We start from the raw sequence: 20187 nt of genomic DNA on the forward strand, positions 1-20187 counted from the left end.
CACGACACCCGCGACGAGGTCCTCATGATCCTCGCCCCACTCTGACCGCAAGGGCATTCGGACAGTTCCAATACCCGACGTCACCATTACACGTCAGCGACGACTTCATGAACACCATGCTCCATAAGGCGCTCGCGCCCGTGCTCGCGCCGACCACCTCCGCAGACAAGGACCGCTGATGGCCGCCAAGCTCGACTACCACTGGCACCTGCGCAAGGTCATGGCCGACCGAGGGCTGTTCTCCACCACCGACCTCATCCCGCTGCTGGACAAACGCGGCATCACCTTGTCCTCCAGTCAGGTCTACCGACTCGTCGTCGAGCGCCCCGAACGGCTCAGCCTGAGGATCCTCATGGCCCTGCTCGACATCTTGGACTGCACCATGGACGACCTCATCGAACCCGTGGCCGCGGCCGGTGCCGGAGCAACCAGCCGAACAAAGAAGGCAGTCGGCGCCGAGGCCGGTGTTGGTGATCTTCGGCCCAAGCGGGCCCGCATCCGTGGTGTCGAGCGACCGTGACTACCACGGGACACCCTGATCGGGCGGTCTCCGATCCGATCGGAACGATCGTGGACTTGGTCGCGGCCATCGAACCTCAGCTGGGGACCGAGCAGATCCGCACCGTGGTCACCGGCATCGCGGGCGGCCGGGCGAAGGCCCGCCGTCTCGCGTCCCACTTGGCTGGGCGTCCCGGCGTGTTGACCGACGGCCGCTCGCCGGCGCCCCGGGCCGTCGGTGACCTGCTCATCGCGCTCCGCGAGGCAGGCGCCTCGCACATCTCGCCTCCCTGTTGCGCCGACTGCGGCAAGTCGATGCGAACCCTCCAGCGCCGTGGGCAGGACTGGTACTGCTGGATCTGCGGACCGCAGCCCGAGCCCTGCGGCGCCTGCGGAAACACCCGGCGTGTCGCGACGCGGGATCGCGCCGGGCGGCCGCGCTGCAAGATGTGTCCGGACCTCGACGACCGGGATCCGATCACGGTCATCCAGACGCTGGTCAGCGCTCTGGACCCGGCCGCCGATCGCGGGGCGATAGCCGACGCGGTCCGCCGCTCGGCACCACGCCCCTCCTACCAGCAGAAACTCGCCTGGGCCCTGGAAACCGATCCCGGCCTGCTGACCGGGGACGGGCACCTCGCACCCCTTCGCGCCATTCTGCGGCTGATCGACCTCCTGCACACCGCGGGCATCGCCGGAGTCGTCCAACCCGCCTGTCCCCGCTGCTGCAGAGTCGTCCGCATCGACAAGCCACTCGATGGTCAGCGGGTCTGCCGCACCTGCATCGCCCACAGCCGCCTCCAGGACTGCTCGCGCTGTGGGGCCCACCGTGAACCCGCCACCCGCGACGACCAGGGCCGACCGCTGTGTCCGAACTGCCTGATCACCGACCCCGCGAACCTCGAAACCCGCATCAACTGCGGCCGCCTACGTCTGGTGAACACCCACACGCCAGACGGTCCGATCTGCCCGAGCTGCCCCGCTCTGCGCACCGCGACCTGCTCCATCTGCGGCGAGAACAGACCCTGCGGCACCTCCCGCACCACCGGTCGCCCCTGGTGTCCTACCTGTCAACGCCGCACCGCCTCCTGCTCGGCCTGCGGCCGCCTCTCAGCGGTGATCTCCGGGACCCTCGCCGAACCCCTCTGCGCCGACTGCACCGCCCCCGAGGTCTGGCACACCTGCCCCACCTGCACCGATCCCGACCATCCGCACCCGGGCCAGTGCGCCCGCTGCCTGATCAACCAGCGCCTCAACGAGCTGCTGGGGCCTCCAACAGCGACCCTCCACCCCGGGCTCCAGGCCCTCCGGCACAACATCGCCACCGCCGAATACCCCATCACCGCCAGGCGCTGGCTGAACAAGCCCTCCGTCGCCCCGGTCCTCGCCGACCTTGCCGCAGGCCGACGTCCACTCACCCACCAAGCCCTCGACGAACTGCCCGACACCCAGCCCCTCGCGCACCTACGTCAGGTACTCGTCAGCGCCGGCGCCCTGCCCGAACGCGACGAGCACATGGCCCGCACCGAACGCTTCCTCGCCGACCTGATCACCTCCCAACAGGACCCCGACCAGCGCAGACTCCTCCACCGCTATGCGACCTGGCACCTCGTCAGGCGACTGCGCGCCAAGAACAACGGCCAACCCGCCACGCTGCAGCAGTTCAACTCCATCCGCCAGCGCACCCACGCGGCCGTCGCTTTCCTGAGCTGGCTCTCCACCCACAACCTTGCCCTGGCCACCTGCGGACAAAGTGACCTCGACCGCTGGCTCACCGACGACTCCGCCACCTACCGCAAGACCGCCGGCCACTTCATCCGCTGGGCCCGCACCAACAAGCTGACCACCATCCACGCCCCCGCCCACCGCTGGAGCGGCCCGACCCAGCCCCTGGACGACCAGCACCGATGGGACACCGCACGCCGACTCCTGCACGACGGCGCTCTCAAAGCCGAAGACCGCCTCGCCGGACTGCTTCTCCTCCTCTACGCCCAAAGACCCGCAGCGATCAGCCGCCTCACCACCACGGACGTCGAAGCCGACGCTCAAGGAGTGCGCCTCCACCTCGGCCAAGCCCCTATCCAGCTGCCCGAACCAGTAGCCGCGCTCGCCCGCGCCGTCACCGCGAACCGCAAAGGTCACGCGACCATCGGGGCACTGACGCCATCGCCCTGGCTCTTCCCCGGCGGCCAACCCGGACGCCCGATCAGCACCACACAACTGGCCCAACGGCTCAACAACCTCGGAATCCGCCCCAACCAGGCCCGCAGCACCGCACTCTTCCAACTCGCCACCGAGATCCCCGCCGCGATCCTCGCCCGCACCCTCGGCATCCACACAGACGTCGCCGTCACCTGGCAGCGACTCTCCGCCGGCGACTGGACCAACTACGCCGCCGAAGTCAGCCACCGCATCAACCACACCCACCAACACGGAGACGATGATCATGCCCCTCGATGACCAGCACATCTGGGCTCTGCTGAGGGACCTCGACGATCCCGACCACATGGAGTTCCCTCAGAACTACGACCACGCCGCGACCCGGGCCCGATTCGACCAGCTCGCAGCCAGGCTGAATCAACGGTTCCAGTGCACCTGCTCCGTCGATCGAGGCGTCCAGGACGCCAGCCACCACGGGACGATCGTCATTCCCACCACGGCGACGGCCAGCGGCGACCACATCGCCATCCGTGTCAGCAACTTCGGCGCCCTCGTCACCGTGACGCTGGGGAACCCTGGCAGCTACGACGAGGAAGAAGAGAACCTCCTCTTCGAGACCGCCGACCGGCGCCGCATCAAGGACGAAGTGGAAGCGCTCGGCTACATCGCGGTCTCCGAGCACCTGCTCTGGACCCGATACGACGGCGCCAGCAATCTCGCCACCTACTACCCACCCGAGCACCCACCAACCTGGTGGACCCGCTTCTTCGACTACCTGTGAGCCCGCTCCACCCAACTCTGCACGCAGGCATTCGGACAGTTCCAATACCCGACGTCACCATTACACGTCCGCCTCCACCTCCAGCGCCAAGCCATCGACCTCCTCGGCCGTACCCTCGGCAAACCCTCCGAGGCCGCCACCAACCCCGACGACGGCGACGACCCACCGCTTTGTGCAGCACCCGTCCGCTGACGTTGCTTGTCAACTACTGCCGTCAGCACGGCCGGACGCCTCTCCCGAATGTGCTCGGGAGAGGCGTCCTGACTTGCGCCACAATCATCATTCCACAATTGGGTGCAAGCTCATTTCAGCTCAATACCCAAAACCATCAGAGATGGTACGGATAAAGCCGAATTGAAGAAACATTTAGGGAGACCGTGCTCCCTGGCTCAATTTCCCACTTTCGATCCGGAGCTTCGATCAGAATGATGTCGGACCCAAGTCTGATCCCCACAATCGGATCGTCCCCCTCGCCGATATCAACGACAGTTCCCGTGATGGAGACGCTCGCCTCCCCTTCGGCGCTCCCCACAATCGAACCGAGAGAGGGGGCATCGAGGACGGTCCAATCAGTGATCTCCTCTGGAATTTCCATCTCGACGTCAAACTCTCCGGGTCGGGCGGGTGTCGATCCAACCCAGCAGCCGGAAGCCCGCCCGAGCGCGCAACGGAAGGCAACCCGCCCCCCTGAAGCATCTAGAACTCGGGTGATCTCTACCCTCATTACTTCAGCCCCAACGGGACGCGAACCATCGTATTGCCCACTACCCACTCATTTGATGGGGAAATCCAGTCCCACGTTTCCATATGGAAGTGAAACTTTGTGGGCTTGCTGTTCATCTCATGGTCTCCCATCCGAATGCTGCGACGGCCATCAGCAGAAACAAGGCGGTTCGGATCCGGCAAGCCCGTACGAGGATGGATATTCGTGTATGGGCCTTCTCCCAAAAAGTCTGTCCATGCCTGTTCTGCCTGAGCAGGCTTCAGGGGCTTGGGGGCTGCCACCTCCGGGATATTTTTGACCGTCGCCTCGGGCCCTGTTGGCCCGCAATTGTGCACGAGTACCGGCGTGGAACCCGCCAGCACATAGTACGTGTGGAGGTTGCTGACTGTCAGGTCGTATGCCAGGCGAGGTGCAGTCCGGTAGCTGCGGACGTAGCTGACCGTCGCCATATTGCCGTCGGCAGTGCGCAGGGTGTCGCCAGCGTGGAGGTCGGCCGCATTGGTCCAGCGGTGTGTGCTCTCGTTCCAGTACGGGTGGTGCCGGGTGGAGGTTATCGTGGTCGGCTCAGCGGTGCCGTTGCCGTTTTGAGGGTCAGCTTGCTTGTTGGTGATGGAGATTGTCAGGTCGGTGAATTCTGAGTCATCGGGAGTTTTGATTACCCGGATGACTCGTTCCGAGTTTGTGGTGCTCGTCTGAGGGTCGCTGGATTCGACTTGGTCGCCGGTAGTGATCTCCTCGATTTTTTTGGTGCTGCCATCTGCCATGGCCACGAGAGTTCCGGGAAGGAAACTGTGGCAAGGGTTGGCAGGATTACGGCCCAGTCCGCCCAGCACGCCATAGCTTCCTCCGAGGAATCCACCAGCTATCGCGGTCTTGAACAGACTGTTCCGGGCGTTGCACCCCCAGTCCGCCCCGGGGGCCTTGCAGTTCTCGAGGTCGGGGATGTTTGCCGCGCTGGGCTTGTCCTCGTACCCGGGGGTCTTGCAGTTGGTCTGCTGTGCTATGTAGCCCTTGCAATAGCCAGATGTTTGTGGGCTGGGCTTGGGCTTGGGCTTGACGGTGTAGGTGGCAGTGAGTTTGAAGGAGGCGGAGTTGTCAGAGAAGTCGATGTGCTGGACGGTGGCGGTGCCTGTGGTGTCAACTTCTTTGACACCGATGTTGTTGTACACCCAGTGACCGGGGCCGCCGCCCCATTGGTCGGTGCTGCCGTCCGTGCAGGTGTTGGAGCATTTGCCTTCGGGGCGCAGACCGGACGGGTCGCTCAGGTTGACGGGGTTGTTGTTGCTGTAGGCGTAGCCGTTCCACTGCTGGGGGTCGGCTGTGTCGAGGATGGGGTCGGGGCTGATGAAGCGTCCGCGGACGGGGTCGTACTGGCGGGCGCCGAGGTTGGTGAGTCCGGTGGTGTCGTCCTTTGTGCCGCCGACGAAGCCCTTGGTGCCGGCCCACTGGTTGGTGCCAGGCTGGGTGCCGCGGGGGTTGCCGAAGGGGTCGGTGGGGCGGCGGGTGACGGTCTGGGTCGCGTTGGTGTTGACCTGGACGCCGTTGGTGCCGTGCGGGTCGGCGGCCTGGATCAGGACGGTGCCTCCGCCGATGGCGGCGGTGACGCGTGTGTAGGTCAGTCCGCCCGGGGCGGTGATGGAGCGGACGTTGCTCGTGGAGCCGCTGGCCGTGTCGAGGGTGAGCTCGTCGGTGGGCAGGTTGAGCGTGGTCTTGCCGGGGTTGCGGCGGATGAGCTGGTTGCCGTCGGCGTCGTAGAGGTAGGTGGTGGCAGCGGCCTGGCCGGTCTTGGCGAGCGAGTCGAGCCTGTCCTCGCCGTTCCAGGCCAGGGTGGTGGTGCCGCCGGTGTCGGTGATGGCGGTGGTGTTGCCCTTGGCGTCGTACTGGTAACTGACGGCCTTGGTGCCCGCTGGCCCGCTGGTGGTGGAGGTGAGCAGGGCATGGGGCCCGCCGGTTCCGCCGCCGGTGTTGGGGGCGCTGGTGGGGGAGTTGGTGCTCTTGGCGGCTCCGAAGGTCTGGGTCGTGGTGATGTCGTTGAGGCTGTTGCCGGTGATGTCGTGCTGCACGAGGCCGGTGCGGTTGCCGGTCGCGTCGTAGGTGTAGGTGTTCCAGTAAGGTGCCGGGCCGCCGATGGTCCGTCCACCGGGGTTGACGGTGGCCGGGCCGTTCGCGTTGTTGCAGCCGCCGACACCGGGCACGGTGGTGGAGCTGCCGGTGCCGTGGACCTCGCCCGAGGAGTCGGTCCAGTCGGCGGTGGTGAAGGTGCCTGCGGTGTCGGTCCAGGCGCCGGTCAGCCGGCGGAGGTGGTCATAGGTGAAGCACTGGGTGTCGGTCGCCGAGGCGTCCTGGATGGTGGTGGCCGAGGTGATCTGGCCGGACTGGGTGTAGGTGTAGCTGGTCTGGTCGACCGAGACGGTTCCGACCTGACGGTCGGTGAAGCTGTTGATGACCCGTCCGGTGGCCCAGTCGTACTGCTGGGTGGAGACGACCTGCTTGCCGTACTGGCCGACCGTCGTACGCACGGGGCGCGCGAGCGCGTCGTACTCGACCTTGGCGATGACGGCCTTGCTGAGGCTGGCGGCCGCGGTGAGCAGGCCGGTGATGGTCCGGCCGTAGCTGACGGTTTCTGCCGGCAGGCCGCCGGCGGCGGGGACACTGACCGTCTTCAGGGAGCCGATGACCGGGCTGTAGGTGTTGGTCGTCGTGTAGGTACCGGCGAGTGCGCCCTCGGCGGACGGGATGGTGATCGATGAGCCGAGAGGACGGTAGGCGGTGTCGTAGTCGGTGACGGCCTTGGTGTAGGCCGTGCCGCCGGCTCCGCCGACGTAGCGGGTCGAGGAGGTGGGCTGGCCCTTGACGAGGGTGTCGTAGCTCCAGGAGGCCAGCTGGTTCGCGGGTGCCACGGCACCGTTGAACGTGCCGGTCCTACGGTTGAGCAGATCGTAGGTGTAGGAAAGTGTGTTGTTCTTGGCGTCGACGATATGGTCGACGCGCGAGTTGACGTCGTAGAACGTCCGGGTCACACCGGTGTCCGGGTCGGAGGCCGAGGTCTGACGCCCAAGCAGATCGTAGGAGTAGTTCCAGGCGTTGCCGCTGCTGTCGGTCCGGGACGCGGTGAGACCGGTCGGCGTGTATCCGTAGCTGGTGACGTCCGCGTCGGCCAGGTTCCCGGTTGCAGTTGCCGTCCGGTACTGCCCCAGAGCGGTGGTGCGGCCTCGGGCATCCGTCACGGTCGAGGTTGGCGTGGAGCCCGAGGGAGGGGTGACGTCGGTGCGGTCAGCGCCAGGGTAGGCGGTGCTGGTGGCCCACTGGAGGTTCCCGTAGGAGCGGAACTCCGAGCGCACGACGCGCCCGTTTCCGTCGTAGGTGTTCCACGTCTGGCCCGGGACCTGGCCGTCTGCTGCCGGGACGAAGACGGAGTTGGTGGGGAATGACCCCTGTTCGTAGTACGGGTCCGAGGTCTTGACCACCCAGCCGTGGGTGTCGTAGACGGTGTCGGTGATCAGGCGCCCGGTCGGCTTGGCGGCGCTGGTGCTCTGGGTCTGCCGAGGCCGTGCCAGGCCGTCGTAGATGTCGATGCTCGCGGAGTAGGTGACCGCGTCGTCGTTGATCGATTCGGTCTTGACGGTGGACGGTGCCTTGGAGCCGTTCAGGAGGTAGGTGAACTTCCGGCTCGGCAGTTCCTCGGTCGGCCGGTCGGGCTCCCAGACTGCGGTGATGCGGCCGAGGGCGTCGTACTGGGCAGTGGTGACCCGGCCGTTGATGTCCTTGCTGACCAGAAGTGAGCCGCGGGCCGGATCCTGGGTGACGCTGGTGGTCCAAGCCGCTCCCATCGGTCCGGTGGTGCGGATCTCCGTCGGCAGCTGTCCGGCGGCCGGGGTGCGGGCGAGCGACGTGATGGCAGGCGTGACCGACGGCCCGCTCAGCTGGGCCCCGTTGCGGTCATAGGTCGAGCCTTCGGTCGTCGCAGTCGTGACGGAACGTCCGTAGGCATCGAAAGCTGAACTACCGTCATGAATATAGATGGGGTTGCCCGCTTGGTCGAAATGGTCGAGGACCTGGGCGCTGGTCGGGTCGCCGGCTGGACCGGCCTGTTTGAAGTCCTTGCCGTCATAGATGATGCGGCTGCTGGATAGGGTGTTGGAAGCCGTGGCCGTCGCGCCGCAGGACCCCTGGAAGGTGGTCGTTTCCGACGCCAGGGTCAGGAGCTGGGGGTTGTCACTGACCGCGTAGCCGGTGGTCGTGCAGGTCTCGGGAGTGGCGGCGGTGCCGTCGCCCTTGTCGTCGACCTTGACGACGCGGTTGCCGTTGGCCGGCTCGCTGGTGGTGACCGTCGTGGTCGTGCGCCAGCTGCCGTCGGTGAGCTTCGCCTTGGTGATCGCGGTGGTCTCGGAGTCCGGGAGCCACGCCTGGATCTTCGGCACGCCCGCGCTCTGGGCATGCGTCGCGGAGCTCGTCTGCCCGTTGTAGGTCTTCCCGGCCACCGCCGTGACCGTCCCGCCGGCCTGGTCGTAGACCTCGGTGGCGACGACGCGGCCGGACAGCTGGGCGCTGTCGGTGACGGTGCCGCCGAGCGGGCTGGGGACCTGGACGCTGCGTTGGGTCTTGCCGTTGGCGAGGTAGTCGTCGTTCATGCCCCGCAGGTAGGTGACCTTCTGCTGGGTCTTGGGTGCTTCGCTGGAGCCACCGCTGCCGGTCGTGGTGGTCACCGACTGGTACCCGCGGAAGCTGTCCCAGGTGCGGGTCTTGGAGTCGGTGAACTCCGCGTCGTTGCGATGCCAGGCGGCTCCACCGTTGTACGTGTACTCGGTGGTCTTGCCGATATTGGGTGTGCTGACGAGGTCCAGCGCGACGACTGTCTTGACGAGGGGCTTGTCGAACCAGTCGTTGATCGGGTCCTTCGAGGACAGGAACGTCGGGTACCACTTGACGGGCATGCAGGCCATCGTGTTGCTGTCCTCGGAGGACGGCATGTGGTTGTTCACCCGGGAGCATTCGGGGTCGGCGTAGATGACGCCGATCCGCCCGCCGGTCTCGGTGGTGATCTCCTGGATGCGCGGGCGCATGTACATCTTCTCGCCCAAGTCCAGGCCGTCGACGCGGTTGGCGCGCATCGTGTACTTGAACTGGACGGCGGGCAGGTCCTCGATCGCCGCCTGTCCGTTGCTCGGCACCCGCTGGACGGAGTCCAGCTGCAGGATTCGCTTGGTGGCGTCCCCGGGATCGGCAAGTTCCTGGTTGAGGTTCCAGGTGTCGACGGTGCGGTAGGCGGAGCCGACCATGACCTGTGTCGAGATCCCGGTCAGGCGCTTGGTCGTGAAGAAGGTGGGTGCCGAGTTCACGCACGAGCCGTCGGTGCAGATCTGGTCGATCGGCGTATCGGGCCAGGCGTCCGCGTTGGCCGCGGTGCGCTGGGCCTCGGAGCAGGTGATCGCACCGCTGGGTATGCAGCGCTCCGCGACGGTGAACAGGACCTTCGCCGCCGGGTTCGCGCCGCCCTTGGCCGCCTTCTGCTCGTCCAGGCGCTGGCCGTAGGCGATCTCCTTGAGGTAACCGGCCCGCTGGTAGTCGGAGAGGGTGCCGGTGCCGCCGTTCTGGACGCGGCCGCGGTTGTACTTGTTGCCCTCGGCGGCGTACTTGTACGTGGTCAGGTTGCCGTGCGGGTCGACCACGTAGTCGAGCTGCCAGCGCCAGGCCATCTGGCACCAGGAGTTGTTACCACTGCCGGAGTTGTAGCAGGGGTCGCCGCTGTTGGGCGAGTACACCGGCAGGGTCAGGACGGAGTTCGCGGCAGGATCGCTGCCGTCACCGCCCGGCAGGTGGTTGAGGCCGTAGTAGTACTGGACACCGTCGGGTGTGGTGATCCGCCAGTACTCCATGCCCTGGTAGTCGACATCACCCGCCGCCTTCGGAGCACCGGTGAGCTGCTCGACCTTGGTGCCGTCATCACTCTCCAGGTGCCAGACGTGGGTGTCGTCGTCGCGCACGATCGCACCGGCCCGGCCGCCGAGGGAGAAGGTGGCGTTCTGCCCGCCCCAGCACTGGTCGCCCGAGCCGGTGATGCCAGCCTTGTCGCAGCTGCGGTAGGACCGCTCGATGTAGCCGGGCTCGTAGCCCCAGCCGTCGCCGATCCACGAGGGCTGCGCGTTCGTGGACGACGTCTTGCCGTCCACGTTCGCCGAGTTGTAGCTCAGCGCAACGGTGGGTGCGGCGCCGCCGAGGGCCGGCGGTGTCTGGATCGGGTAGCTGTAGGTGAAGCTGCCCGTGTTGGAGCCTGCGGACCAGGCCACCGACGACGACAGTGGTGTCGCGGTGAAGTTGCCCAGGGGACCGGACGGGGAGGCCGCGGGGGCCAGGACCACGGAGCCGCCGGTTCCCCCGGCGCTGCCGACGGTCAGGGCCTGCGCAGGCGCCTGGGCGGACGAATTCGCGGTGGTGAACGACGCCTTCACCGCACCGCCCTGGGCGTTGCCAGGTGCCGCAGGGGGAAGGGTGACATCCGCAGTGATCGTGCCGGAGCCGTCGTTCTTCACCGGAACCGGGGTCTGCGTACGGCACTCGGGGCGTTCCGGTGTGGTCAGTGAACAGGCCGGGAGCGAGACGAGGCCGGCGCGGTCCGACCACCCGCCCGCCTGCAGGGCCTTCAGGTCCAGGGTGACGCTCGCCTGCCGCCCGTCGCCACCGACCGACGCCTTGGCGTCGGCCAGCGCCACCAGCGGGCCGCTGACGCCTGCGGCCTTGCCCTTGTCCTGTCCGGCCACCTCGACGGTGACGGCGTGCGCGCTCTCACCCTGGCCGGTTCCCGGTGCGACCCGGACAGCCAGATCTCCGGCCTTGGTTCCGGTCATGCCACCGGAGGCGGGCGAAGCCCCACCGGTCGCCCTGCGGGCAGCCTCGGCCTCGGCGCTGTCGGAGCCGAGCACGACCGTCGCGGTGCCGGTGACGATCGGCGGAGCGGTCTCCGGCTTCCAGTTCGCCGCCTTGCCCTCCGACTTGGCGCCTGGCGGCTGTGCATCGTGTCCCTTGACGGAGGGGGTCGCGCTTCCCAGGGGCGTGTTAGGAGGAGCCCAGACCTCCCCTTCGGGCTCGGGGTAGGTCCATGCCACCGCCGGCGGCACGCTCACCCCGGTCAGTGTCAGGGCGACCAGGGCCGCCACAGCCGGCGACCGCCATCGGCCGCCTATTCGTCTTCCGGCCCGTTTCCGGGCAGGCCAAACCACCACAGTGGTTTCTCCTCACTCATTGTCGACACAACGTCATATGGACAGGAATGTGCCAGGATCGAGGTGACGATATGTGCACCCACTGACACGCCACCAGGTCGCGCCGGTGCTGTACATGAGATGTTTATGAAGTCTTGATCTCGCGATCCGCGGCTTATCCGGACACATCGGCACGAACCGACAAAGGGTTTGACCGATCCACAGGCCAGCACGCATCGTTCCCACCCGAACGCACCCCATCGAGGGTGCGGCCCGACCGGGAGGGACCCCGCAATCCGCATGACCAGCACTCCGCGCACAATCGCGCACACACCACCGACACCGTCCATACGCAGGCGCATACTCGCGCTGACCGCCCTCGGCACCGGCTGCGCCCTGAGCCTGGCCCTGCTCAGCGCGCCGGCGGCGCTCGCGGCCGACACCGTCCCCGCCCCGCCGACCCACGGCCCGGTGGGTGGACTGCCGCCGATCGTCCCCTCGTCACCGGCACCTGCCCGCACCCCCGCGCAGCAGGCCATGCTGGACGCGCTCGCCAAGGCCAAGACGACCGGCAAGCCGGTCACCGTCGAGACCTTGACCAATGAGGCCTCCAGAACCATCGCCAACCCCGACGGCACGCTGACCAGCACCGACAACGCCCAGGCCGTACGGACCAAGCGCGGTGGTGCCTGGGCGGACATCGACTCGACGTTGCGGGCCAACGCCGACGGCACGTTCAGCCCGGCCGTCGCGACGACCGGGCTGAAGTTCTCCGGCGGCGGGGCGGGCCCGATGGCCACCGTGACGACCGACGACGGCAAGAGCCTCGCGGTGAACGCCCCGTTCGCCCTGCCCAAGCCGTCCGTGACCGGCGCCAACGCCACCTACGCCGACGTCCTCCCCGGTGTGGACCTGCAGCTGACCGCGCTGTCCCAGGGCGGCTGGCGGGACGCCATCATCGTGCGGACCAAGGAGGCCGCCGAGAGCGCGGCGCTCAAGTCGCTGACCTTCCCCGTCTCCGCGCAGGGCCTGTCCATGGCCAAGGACCAGTCCGGCGGCATCACCGTCGTCGACGACAGCGGTGTCACGCGCTTCCGCGCGCCCGTACCGCTGCAGTGGGACTCCAGCAAGCCCGCGCCTTCGACCGCCACCGCCGACCGGGCTTCCAGGGACTCGGTGCGTGCGGCGTTGGCGGCCGCCCCGACGCCCGCGCCCACGGGGAGTGCGAGCGGGATTCCGTCGACCGCCGAGGAACCGGGTGACGGCGCGAACGTGGCCGCCATCACCACCAAGATCACGCCCGCGGCGATCGAACTGACGCCGGACCACGACGCCCTCGGATCCGGCGACGGCCCCTGGTACCTCGACCCGTCCCTGGTGGCGGCGACGAGCTCGGTCCAGGGATCGGTGGAGGTCCAGGAGAACCACAAGAAGGCGGAGAACTTCAACAAGAAGAGCAACCTGGCCACCGGCTACTGCGGCTACCACAGCAGTGACCCGAGCCTGGACTGCGGTGACCTGGGCCGCCAGCGCGCCTACTTCCAGTTCGGCATCAACCCGGTGCTCTACACCAAGCCCGGCGGCGCCGAGAGCCCGCCGAGCATCTACAGCTCCACCCTCAACTTCCAGGTCACCGGCGCCTCCAGCCCGGGCACGAACACGCCGCTCGTGGTGTACTCGGCTCCCAAGCCCATCCACGAGCACACCAACTGGACCGACCAGCCCTGCGGGGACAGCAAGACCGTCGTCATGGAGAACTGCCCGACGGTCAACGGTCAGTGGATCACCGGCACCGGCCCGCTGGCCGTCGACGTGACCGACATGATGAAGCAGGCGATCGCCGGCCAGTGGCCGTGGTGGACCGTCGGCATCGCCCCGATGGGCAACGAGTGGGACATGATGTACCGGCACTACATCGCCAACAATCCCTCCATCACCACCACTTACGACATCACTCCGACCGTCTGGTACCCGCGCACCAGCCCCGCCCCCGGCTTCGCCTGGAACAACAGCGCCGCCGAGTGCACCACCGGCGGCGCGCACCCCTGGGACAACCCCGGCTGGATCGGCGGCAACCAGAACATCAACCTCACGGCCAACAGCTACTCGCCCGCCGGGCAGACCCTCCACACCGACTACCAGATGTGGGACGACAACGACGCCAATTTCAGCTGGACTCAGGGACGCTGGGGGACCAGCTACAATGACCCCGGCCCCTCCGTGGGCGTGGGATCACTGTCGGACGGCCACCAGTACGGCTGGACGGCACGCGCCACCGACGAGATCCTCACCTCGCCCATGACCCCGTGGTGCTACTTCCGCGTCGACAGGACCAACCCCCGCGTCAGCATCAGCTCGACCGACTTCCCGCCGTCGGGCACCCCCAACCCCACCCCGGCCAAGTACATGAACGACCCGGGTGCCTTCACCATCAACGCCGAGGACCCCGCCCCCGGCGCCGGGCTCCAGGCCTCCGGCGTCGCCTGCGTGCGCGTGAGCACGGACCCTACCCCGGTCGTCGGCTGGCGCTGCGGCCAGAACGGAACCCTGCCCCCCGGCCAGCCGTACACCTACAAGCCCAGGGACTGGGGCACCAACACCCTGTACGCCTGGGCCATGGACAACGCCGGTAACTACAGCCAGCCGGCCGTCTACAACTTCTACGTCCCCTGGAAGCCCGACACCCAGCCCCTGTTCGGCGACGTCGACAACGACCAGAAGCCCGACGTCATCACCGTCGACAGGAACGGTGACCTGCGCGTCATCGGCGGCACCATCGACCCCACCACGTCCCTGGCCGCCCCCGCCGCCGCTGCCCCGGGAAACCGGGACTACGGCGCCACCTGGTCCGACTACCAGGTCAGCCACCACGGCACCTTCGCCGTCGGACAGGCCGTCGACGAGATCCTCGCCCACTACACCAAGGACACGACCTCCAAGCTGCGCGAGGCCCTCTACCTGATCCCCAACAACGGCACCGGGCGCTTCGACACCCTGACCCCGATCGCCCTCAACCGGCCCGCCTGCACGACCTACGAGACCGGCAAGCCCTGCTCCGGCTACAACCAGAAGAACTGGAGCGGCGCCTCGCAGGTCATCGCGATCGGCACGCCCGACGGCGAGGCCGTGGGAGGAGAGCCGGGCAACGAAGCCCGCAAGGTCATCATGACCCAGACCTCCATCCTCTCCCTGGAGAACAACAACCTCTACCTCTTCCAGCCCAACGGCCTCGCCGACTCCCTCGACGCGGCCACCTACATCCCGGCCGTCTCCGGCAGTTGGGCCGACCTGGAACTGCTCAACCCGGGTGCGGCCAACGGGGCGACCGCCGTCCCCGGCACCACCGACCCCACCTACCAGACCACCATCTGGGCGCGGAACCGCACGACGGGTGACCTCTTCGCCTACCCACTCGGCTACAAGGCCGACGGAACGGTCGACTACTCCGCCCTCACCAAGCCCGGCCAGGGGATCAAGCTGGACGTCGGCCAGCCGGTCAAGGCGGGCGACTACCCCCGGATCGGCGCCGGAGACCTCAACAACGACGGCACCCCCGACCTCTGGGTCATGGACAACAGCAACGCGATCGCCATCTTCGCGGGCAAGAGCAACGTCGGCACCAAGGGCAAGGTCGACGGCTTCGTCCCGCCGGCCTTCGCCGGCTTCTCCGACTCCAGCGTCACCATCCACTCCCAGCTGGTGAACTGGCTGTGCGCCGACTCCATCGGCGGCCCCAACGAAGGCACCGAGGTCGCCGCCTACGCCTGCTGGCAGACCATCAACCAGCGGTTCAACTTCGCCACCGACGGCACCATCCGTTCCGGTAGCTGGTGCGTCTCCACCAAGGGCAACGCCCTCGGTAACGGAACCGGCCTGATCCTGTCCCGCTGCGTGGGCAACACCGGCCAGAAGTGGGCCGTACGCCCGGACGGCCGGATCTACCTCCCCGCCACCGTCACCGCGGACAACCCCGGTGGCCGCTGCCTCGAACTGCCCGGATGGGCCACCGAGCAGGGCACCCGGCTCGGGATCTGGAACTGCCCCGGTCTGCAGGCCAACCAGCAGTGGAGCCTCAACTACGAGCAGCACGCGCCTTGATGGCGCTCGCCGTGGGGCGAGCTGAACCGATCCGAAGAACGTGAACAGCCTGTAGGCAGGCCGGTGGGCCTCGACGCCGCGTCGAGGCCCACCGGCCTGTGGTGGCCCATCTGGCGCGGGCGCTCTGTGATGGCTGGGGCTGCGCGTAGCGGGGGTTGTGGGGGGAGGTGAAACTCCGTTGTCCGGGGGTGGGGCTCGCGGCGATGATTTCGGGTGTGGCTGACACCAGGTTCGAAGGCTCCGCGTTGCGGCCGTACCCCAAGATCTCGGCGAGGGGGCGGCTCTCCGCGTCCGGGAACCGGGAGTGGGTTGCCGTGGAGAAGGTGCACGGGGCGCACTTCGCGGTGGTCTGTGAGGGGGGTGCGGTCCGTCCGGCCAAGCGGCGGGAGCTCCTGGGGGAGGACGCGCTGGACGGCTTCTTCGGCGTCAGCCGGGTCTGGCCGGCGCTGGCGGTGGCGGCCGCCCGGTTCGCCTCGGCGGTGCGCGAGGCGGCGGGCGGGGGCGCAGGTGGGGGCGCTGTGGTGACTGTTTACGGTGAACTGGCCGGCGGGTGCTACCCGCACCCCGATGTGCCCGCCGTCGCCGGAGTCGAGCCCGTACAGACCGGCGTCTGGTACGCGCCGGGGTTGGAGTGGCTGCTCTTCGACGCCACCGTCGACACCGCCGAGGGCCGGTCCTGGATCTCCGACCGTGCTCTGCGTGACGCCGCGGGCACCGCCGGACTCGCCTGCGCCCCCTCGATCGGGCGCGGTGCGCTCACCGTGCTCCAGGAACTGCCGGCCGCCTTTCCCACCCTGGTCCCCGCGCTCCTCGGGCTCCCCGAACTCGCCGACAACCTCGCCGAGGGCTACGTCCTCAAACCCGCCGGCACCTGGCGGGAGACGGGTTCCGAGGGGGGCGGCGCGCGTCCGGTGGTGAAGGTGAAGCAGCAGGCCTTCGCTGAGGACGAGCGCTACGACGGTGCCCGCCCGTACCTGCCGCCGCCGCAGGGCGCGGCCGGGGTCCCCGCCTGGCTCCTGGTCCAGGCCGCGGCACTCCTCACCCCCGCCCGCGCCGCCGCCGCCGTCAGCAAGCTCGGTCCGCGCGCGCCCGAGGACGTCGTGGCGGCGGAGCTGACCCGGGACGTGGCGGAGGAACTCGCCGAGGCGGTGGGGGGATTGGACGGTGACGTCCTGCGCGCGCTGGAAGCCGCCCTCGGGCCCGGAGCGCGCTCCCTGGCGGCGTTCGACGCCGAGGACCGGCGCTCGCCGACGAGCCGGGCCGGGCTGACGGGCTGACGGGCTGAGGGGCCGAGAGGCCGAGGGGCTGACGGGCTGAGCGGTCGGGCTGGTCAGGCCGGTCGGGCGCGGAAGGATTCCTGAAGGAAGTCGCCCGCCCATGCGGAGGGCCCGTCGCCGGCTCCGGCCGAAGGGTGACAGCGCAAGGGTGGGTGGGGCGCGGATGTGGGAGGGGTGTTCGGGAAGAATATGTCGGTCGGTCTACTGATTCCTTGCCGCCGCCCGGGTGGTGCGCGCAGGAAGTCGGCCTGGTCGACTTCCTGCGCGGATGGAGGCGGTGGAAGTAACGGCGATGGAGAAACTGTAGACCGGTCTACATATTTCTTGCCGGAGAGGGCGTCGGTGGTCGAGGGTGGGTGAAGGGGGCGTCGAGAGGGGCTTCCGCCCGGGGTGGGCCGGGCCCATCATGGGCTCCCGGCCCCAGCCCCCGGTCGAGGGCTCCGGGTGAGGCTCCAGGAGGCAAGCAGAGATGGCGATTCCCTTCCCTGTCCGGATCCAGTCCGCCGTCGTCCGGGGCGCGTACGCGCTGCCGGAGGGGCTGCGGCGGGCGATCGCGGGCGCGCCGGTGGTGCGGGACGGTCAAGTGCTCTCGCTGGACGCGCAGTTGATCCTCAAGTTGCAGCGCCTGTCGAAGGCCGCCCTGGTGCTGCCCGCCGGGGTCGGGCCGTCGCGGGAGGCGATGGAGCACGCGCGGTACCTGGTGGGCGGGGCGACGATCCAGCCGGTAGCCGTCCGGAACGTCGGAATCCCGCAGGAGTACGGCGAGTTGGCGGCCACGCTGTACACGCCGGGCAGGCTGGCGGCGGGTTCCGGGCTGCTGGTGTACCTGCACGGCGGGGGCTGGGTGGTCGGCAGTCGGGCCAGCCACGACCACGTGGTGCGGTTCCTGGCGCAGCGGGCGCAGGTGCGGGTGCTGTCGGTGGAGTACCGGCGCGCGCCCGAGCACGCGTTCCCGGCGGCTGCGGACGACGCGCTGGCCGCGTTCGACTTCGCGTACGCCAAGGCGGCGGACCTGGGCGCGGATCCGGAGCGGATCGCGATCGGCGGCGACAGCGCGGGCGGGAACCTGGCGGCCGTCACCACACAGGCGGCGGTGCGGCGGGGCGGTCCGGCGCCGGTGTTCCAGTTGCTGCTGTACCCGGCGGTCGACGCCTCCGTCCGGCGGCCCTCGCGCGACCTGTTCACCGACGGGTTCTTCCTGACCAGCGCGGACATGGACTGGTTCCTGGACCGCTACGCGCCCGCGCCGGCCGACCGGACCGATCCGCGTCTGTCGCCCCTGCTCGCCGCCGACCTGTCCGGGCTTCCGCCCACGTACGTCGGCACCGCGGGCTTCGACCCGCTGCGGGACGAGGGCGAGGCCTACGCCGAGGCGCTGAAAGCGGCCGGGGTGACGGTGCGCCTGAGCCGCCAGCCGGACCTCATCCACGGTTACGCCAGCTACCTCGGCATCGGCCGCCGCTTCCGGGAGGCGACGGCGGAGGCGGCCGAGGCGCTGCGGCAGGCGCTGGGCGCCGCGTAGCGCGCAACCAGGGGCGGTACGGCTCGGCGCAGCACCGGGCGGGGGCCCGTTCGGAGGAATCAACGGCCCCTGCCCGGCTGCTCGTTCAGGCCGGGATCCGCCGTGCCTCGGCGAGCTCCGACGCCTGCGCGCCGTGCGCGAGGAGGTACTCCGCCACCGATCCGTGGTGACTCCGGATCGACAGCAGCGCGCGCCGCAGATGCACTTCGCGTACGGGCAGGGCGTTGTGCGCGGCCCCGGCCGGCGGCGGTTTGGCCAGGCCCAGTTCGTCGTTCGAGCGCAGGAAGTCCTGGAGGACCTCTGCCTCGGAGGCGCCCAGCAGCGTCTGCAGGACGGCGACGACGACTCCCGTGCGGTCCTTGCCCGAGGCGCAGTGGACCAGGACCGGCGCGGCCTCGCCCCCGCCGACGAGCAGTCGGCGCAGGACGGCCACCGCCGCCGCGCCGGCGCGCTCGGCCATCAGCGGGTACAGCTCCAACTGGTCGGCGGGCCAGCGTCGTTCGGTGAAGACCGGTGCGTGCAGGTACCGGGCGTCGACGAGGTCGACGGCATCCGGGCGCTCCGCCACCTCCGGGTCGCTGCGCAGGTCGACGACCGTCCGTAGGCCGAGGCGCCGCAGCGTGTCCGCGCCCTCCGCCGCGAGGCCGTGCAGGCTGTGCAGGGCTGCGGAGCGGTACAGCACGCCGCGCGGCAGGGAGCCGACGCCGCCGGCGTCGCGGAAGTTCCGTACGCCGGTGGGGGCGATGCGCTCCGGACCCGCCTCGGGCTGGTTGGTGATCACGTCTCACTGTATCCGGGGGCGGAGGGGGTGGCTGGGGGCGGCTGGGGGAGGCCATGGATGAGAAAGGACGCGGGAGTTGTGGTCGTGCGCCCGTCCGGTGCTGCGCGGGGGGTTCTCGTCGGCGGGCTCTTATTGTACTGTCCGTCTAATAAGCGGGTGAGCGGGCACCCGTAGGGGCAGGCATCTGGAGGCAGCCATGGCTCTCACCAACGCGGCGGCAGGGCGGGCGGTGGGTGCGCACGGCCACACCGCGGCCGACGACGACGTCTCGAAGCGGCTGCTGGAGTCCGCCGCGACCCTCTCCTACGACCCCTCGACCGAGATCGACTGGGACGCACCGCTCCCAGCCGACCACTACGGCCTCAACCCGGAGTGGAGCACCCTCTACGGCACCCGGCTGTGGGACGAGATGACCGAGCACCAGCGGGTCACACTCACCCGGCACGAGGTCTGCTCGATCATGAACACCGGGATATGGTTCGAGATGATCCTCCAGCAGATGGTGCTGCGCGATCAGTACCTGAAGAACCCCGCCAACGCCGAGTTCCAGTTCGCGCTCACCGAGATCGCCGACGAGTGCCGCCACTCGATCATGTTCGCCCGCGCCTGCGAGAAGATGGGCGTCCCCGCGTACCGGCCGAACAAGGTCATCGCCCAGGCCGGGCGCGCGTTCAAGGCCCTGGCGAAGGGTGAACTCGCCTACGGCGGCATCCTGGTGGCCGAAGAGGTGCTCGACGTCATGCAGCGTGACTGGATGCGCGGCGAGAACGTCCTGGACATCGTCCGCGGCACCTCCCGGATCCACGTCGTCGAGGAGTCGCGGCACATGAAGTTCGCCCGGCAGGAGATCCGCGAACGGGTGCGCCACGCCGGCCCCGCCCGCCGCCGCACCTCGGCCACCGGCATCGCCGTCGGCGCGTACGTCATCGTCTCCAGCATGGTGCACCCCGGGGTCTACCGGGCCGCCGGGCTCGACACCCAGCGGGCGATCGCCGAAGTGCGGGCCAACGAGCACCGCAAGGCGATGATGCGCACCAGCTCCCGGCACCTGATCGCGTTCCTCGTCGAGACCGGATTGCTCACCAGCCGATCGGCCGCCATCTACCGGCGTATCCACATGCTCTGACGATGCGTCAAATGCGGCACG

General features: G+C 68.8%; 9 protein-coding genes. 7 read left to right on the forward strand and 2 right to left on the reverse strand.

From position 1 onward, the window contains the following. Positions 1-178: 178 nt before the first annotated feature. From AB0O82_RS05025 to AB0O82_RS05035, 3 genes are read left to right on the forward strand one after another with little or no spacing between them, the layout of a single operon-like run. Complete coding sequence (locus tag AB0O82_RS05025) at positions 179-520, forward strand: helix-turn-helix transcriptional regulator (RefSeq protein ID WP_363580306.1); 342 nt, start codon at positions 179-181, stop codon at positions 518-520. Between the two features lie 50 nt (positions 521-570). Next, positions 571-2958: a site-specific integrase gene (locus AB0O82_RS05030; RefSeq protein WP_363580308.1), complete on the forward strand. Its 2388-nt coding sequence runs from the start codon at positions 571-573 to the stop codon at positions 2956-2958. Next, entirely contained in the window at positions 2945-3439 is a 495-nt protein-coding gene (locus AB0O82_RS05035; RefSeq protein ID WP_363580310.1) for a hypothetical protein, read from the forward strand. Before AB0O82_RS05030 ends, AB0O82_RS05035 begins: the two co-directional genes overlap by 14 nt. Before the next feature lie 723 nt (positions 3440-4162). Here AB0O82_RS05035 and AB0O82_RS05040 read toward each other — a convergent pair. Further along, positions 4163-11284 carry an RHS repeat-associated core domain-containing protein gene (locus tag AB0O82_RS05040; RefSeq protein ID WP_363580312.1) on the reverse strand — a complete coding sequence of 2374 codons (7122 nt, stop codon included), beginning with the start codon at positions 11282-11284 and terminating at the stop codon, positions 4163-4165. A 378-nt stretch (positions 11285-11662) separates the two neighbouring features. Between AB0O82_RS05040 and AB0O82_RS05045 the strand changes: the two genes are divergently transcribed. From AB0O82_RS05045 to AB0O82_RS05055, 3 genes are all read left to right on the forward strand, one after another. Continuing rightward, complete coding sequence (locus tag AB0O82_RS05045; protein WP_363580314.1) at positions 11663-15460, forward strand: RICIN domain-containing protein; 3798 nt, start codon at positions 11663-11665, stop codon at positions 15458-15460. A 215-nt stretch (positions 15461-15675) separates the two neighbouring features. Next, positions 15676-16737, forward strand: a complete 1062-nt coding sequence (locus AB0O82_RS05050) for an RNA ligase family protein (protein WP_363580316.1) — start codon at positions 15676-15678, stop codon at positions 16735-16737. A 469-nt stretch (positions 16738-17206) separates the two neighbouring features. Beyond that, a complete protein-coding gene (locus AB0O82_RS05055) occupies positions 17207-18259 on the forward strand; it encodes an alpha/beta hydrolase (protein ID WP_363580318.1) in 1053 nt (350 codons plus the stop codon). An 85-nt stretch (positions 18260-18344) separates the two neighbouring features. Here the strand turns inward: AB0O82_RS05055 and AB0O82_RS05060 are convergent, their stop codons facing one another. Next, positions 18345-19040, reverse strand: a complete 696-nt coding sequence (locus AB0O82_RS05060; protein WP_363580320.1) for a tyrosine-protein phosphatase — start codon at positions 19038-19040, stop codon at positions 18345-18347. 196 nt (positions 19041-19236) lie between these two features. Here AB0O82_RS05060 and AB0O82_RS05065 point away from each other — a divergent pair, with 196 nt between their 5' ends. Next, positions 19237-20166: a diiron oxygenase gene (locus AB0O82_RS05065; protein WP_363580322.1), complete on the forward strand. Its 930-nt coding sequence runs from the start codon at positions 19237-19239 to the stop codon at positions 20164-20166. Positions 20167-20187: the final 21 nt, after the last annotated feature.

The organism is Kitasatospora sp. NPDC088264 (assembly GCF_040685715.1).
Classification (GTDB): Bacteria; Actinomycetota; Actinomycetes; order Streptomycetales; family Streptomycetaceae; genus Kitasatospora.

Excerpts from the sequence above, each read along its gene's own strand:
- AB0O82_RS05045 (WP_363580314.1), top strand. The coding sequence starts at position 11,663 with ATGACCAGCACTCCGCGCACAATCGCGCACACACCACCGACACCGTCC.
- AB0O82_RS05055 (WP_363580318.1), top strand. The coding sequence starts at position 17,207 with ATGGCGATTCCCTTCCCTGTCCGGATCCAGTCCGCCGTCGTCCGGGGC.
- AB0O82_RS05025 (WP_363580306.1), top strand. The coding sequence starts at position 179 with ATGGCCGCCAAGCTCGACTACCACTGGCACCTGCGCAAGGTCATGGCC.
- AB0O82_RS05035 (WP_363580310.1), top strand. The coding sequence starts at position 2,945 with ATGCCCCTCGATGACCAGCACATCTGGGCTCTGCTGAGGGACCTCGAC.
- AB0O82_RS05065 (WP_363580322.1), top strand. The coding sequence starts at position 19,237 with ATGGCTCTCACCAACGCGGCGGCAGGGCGGGCGGTGGGTGCGCACGGC.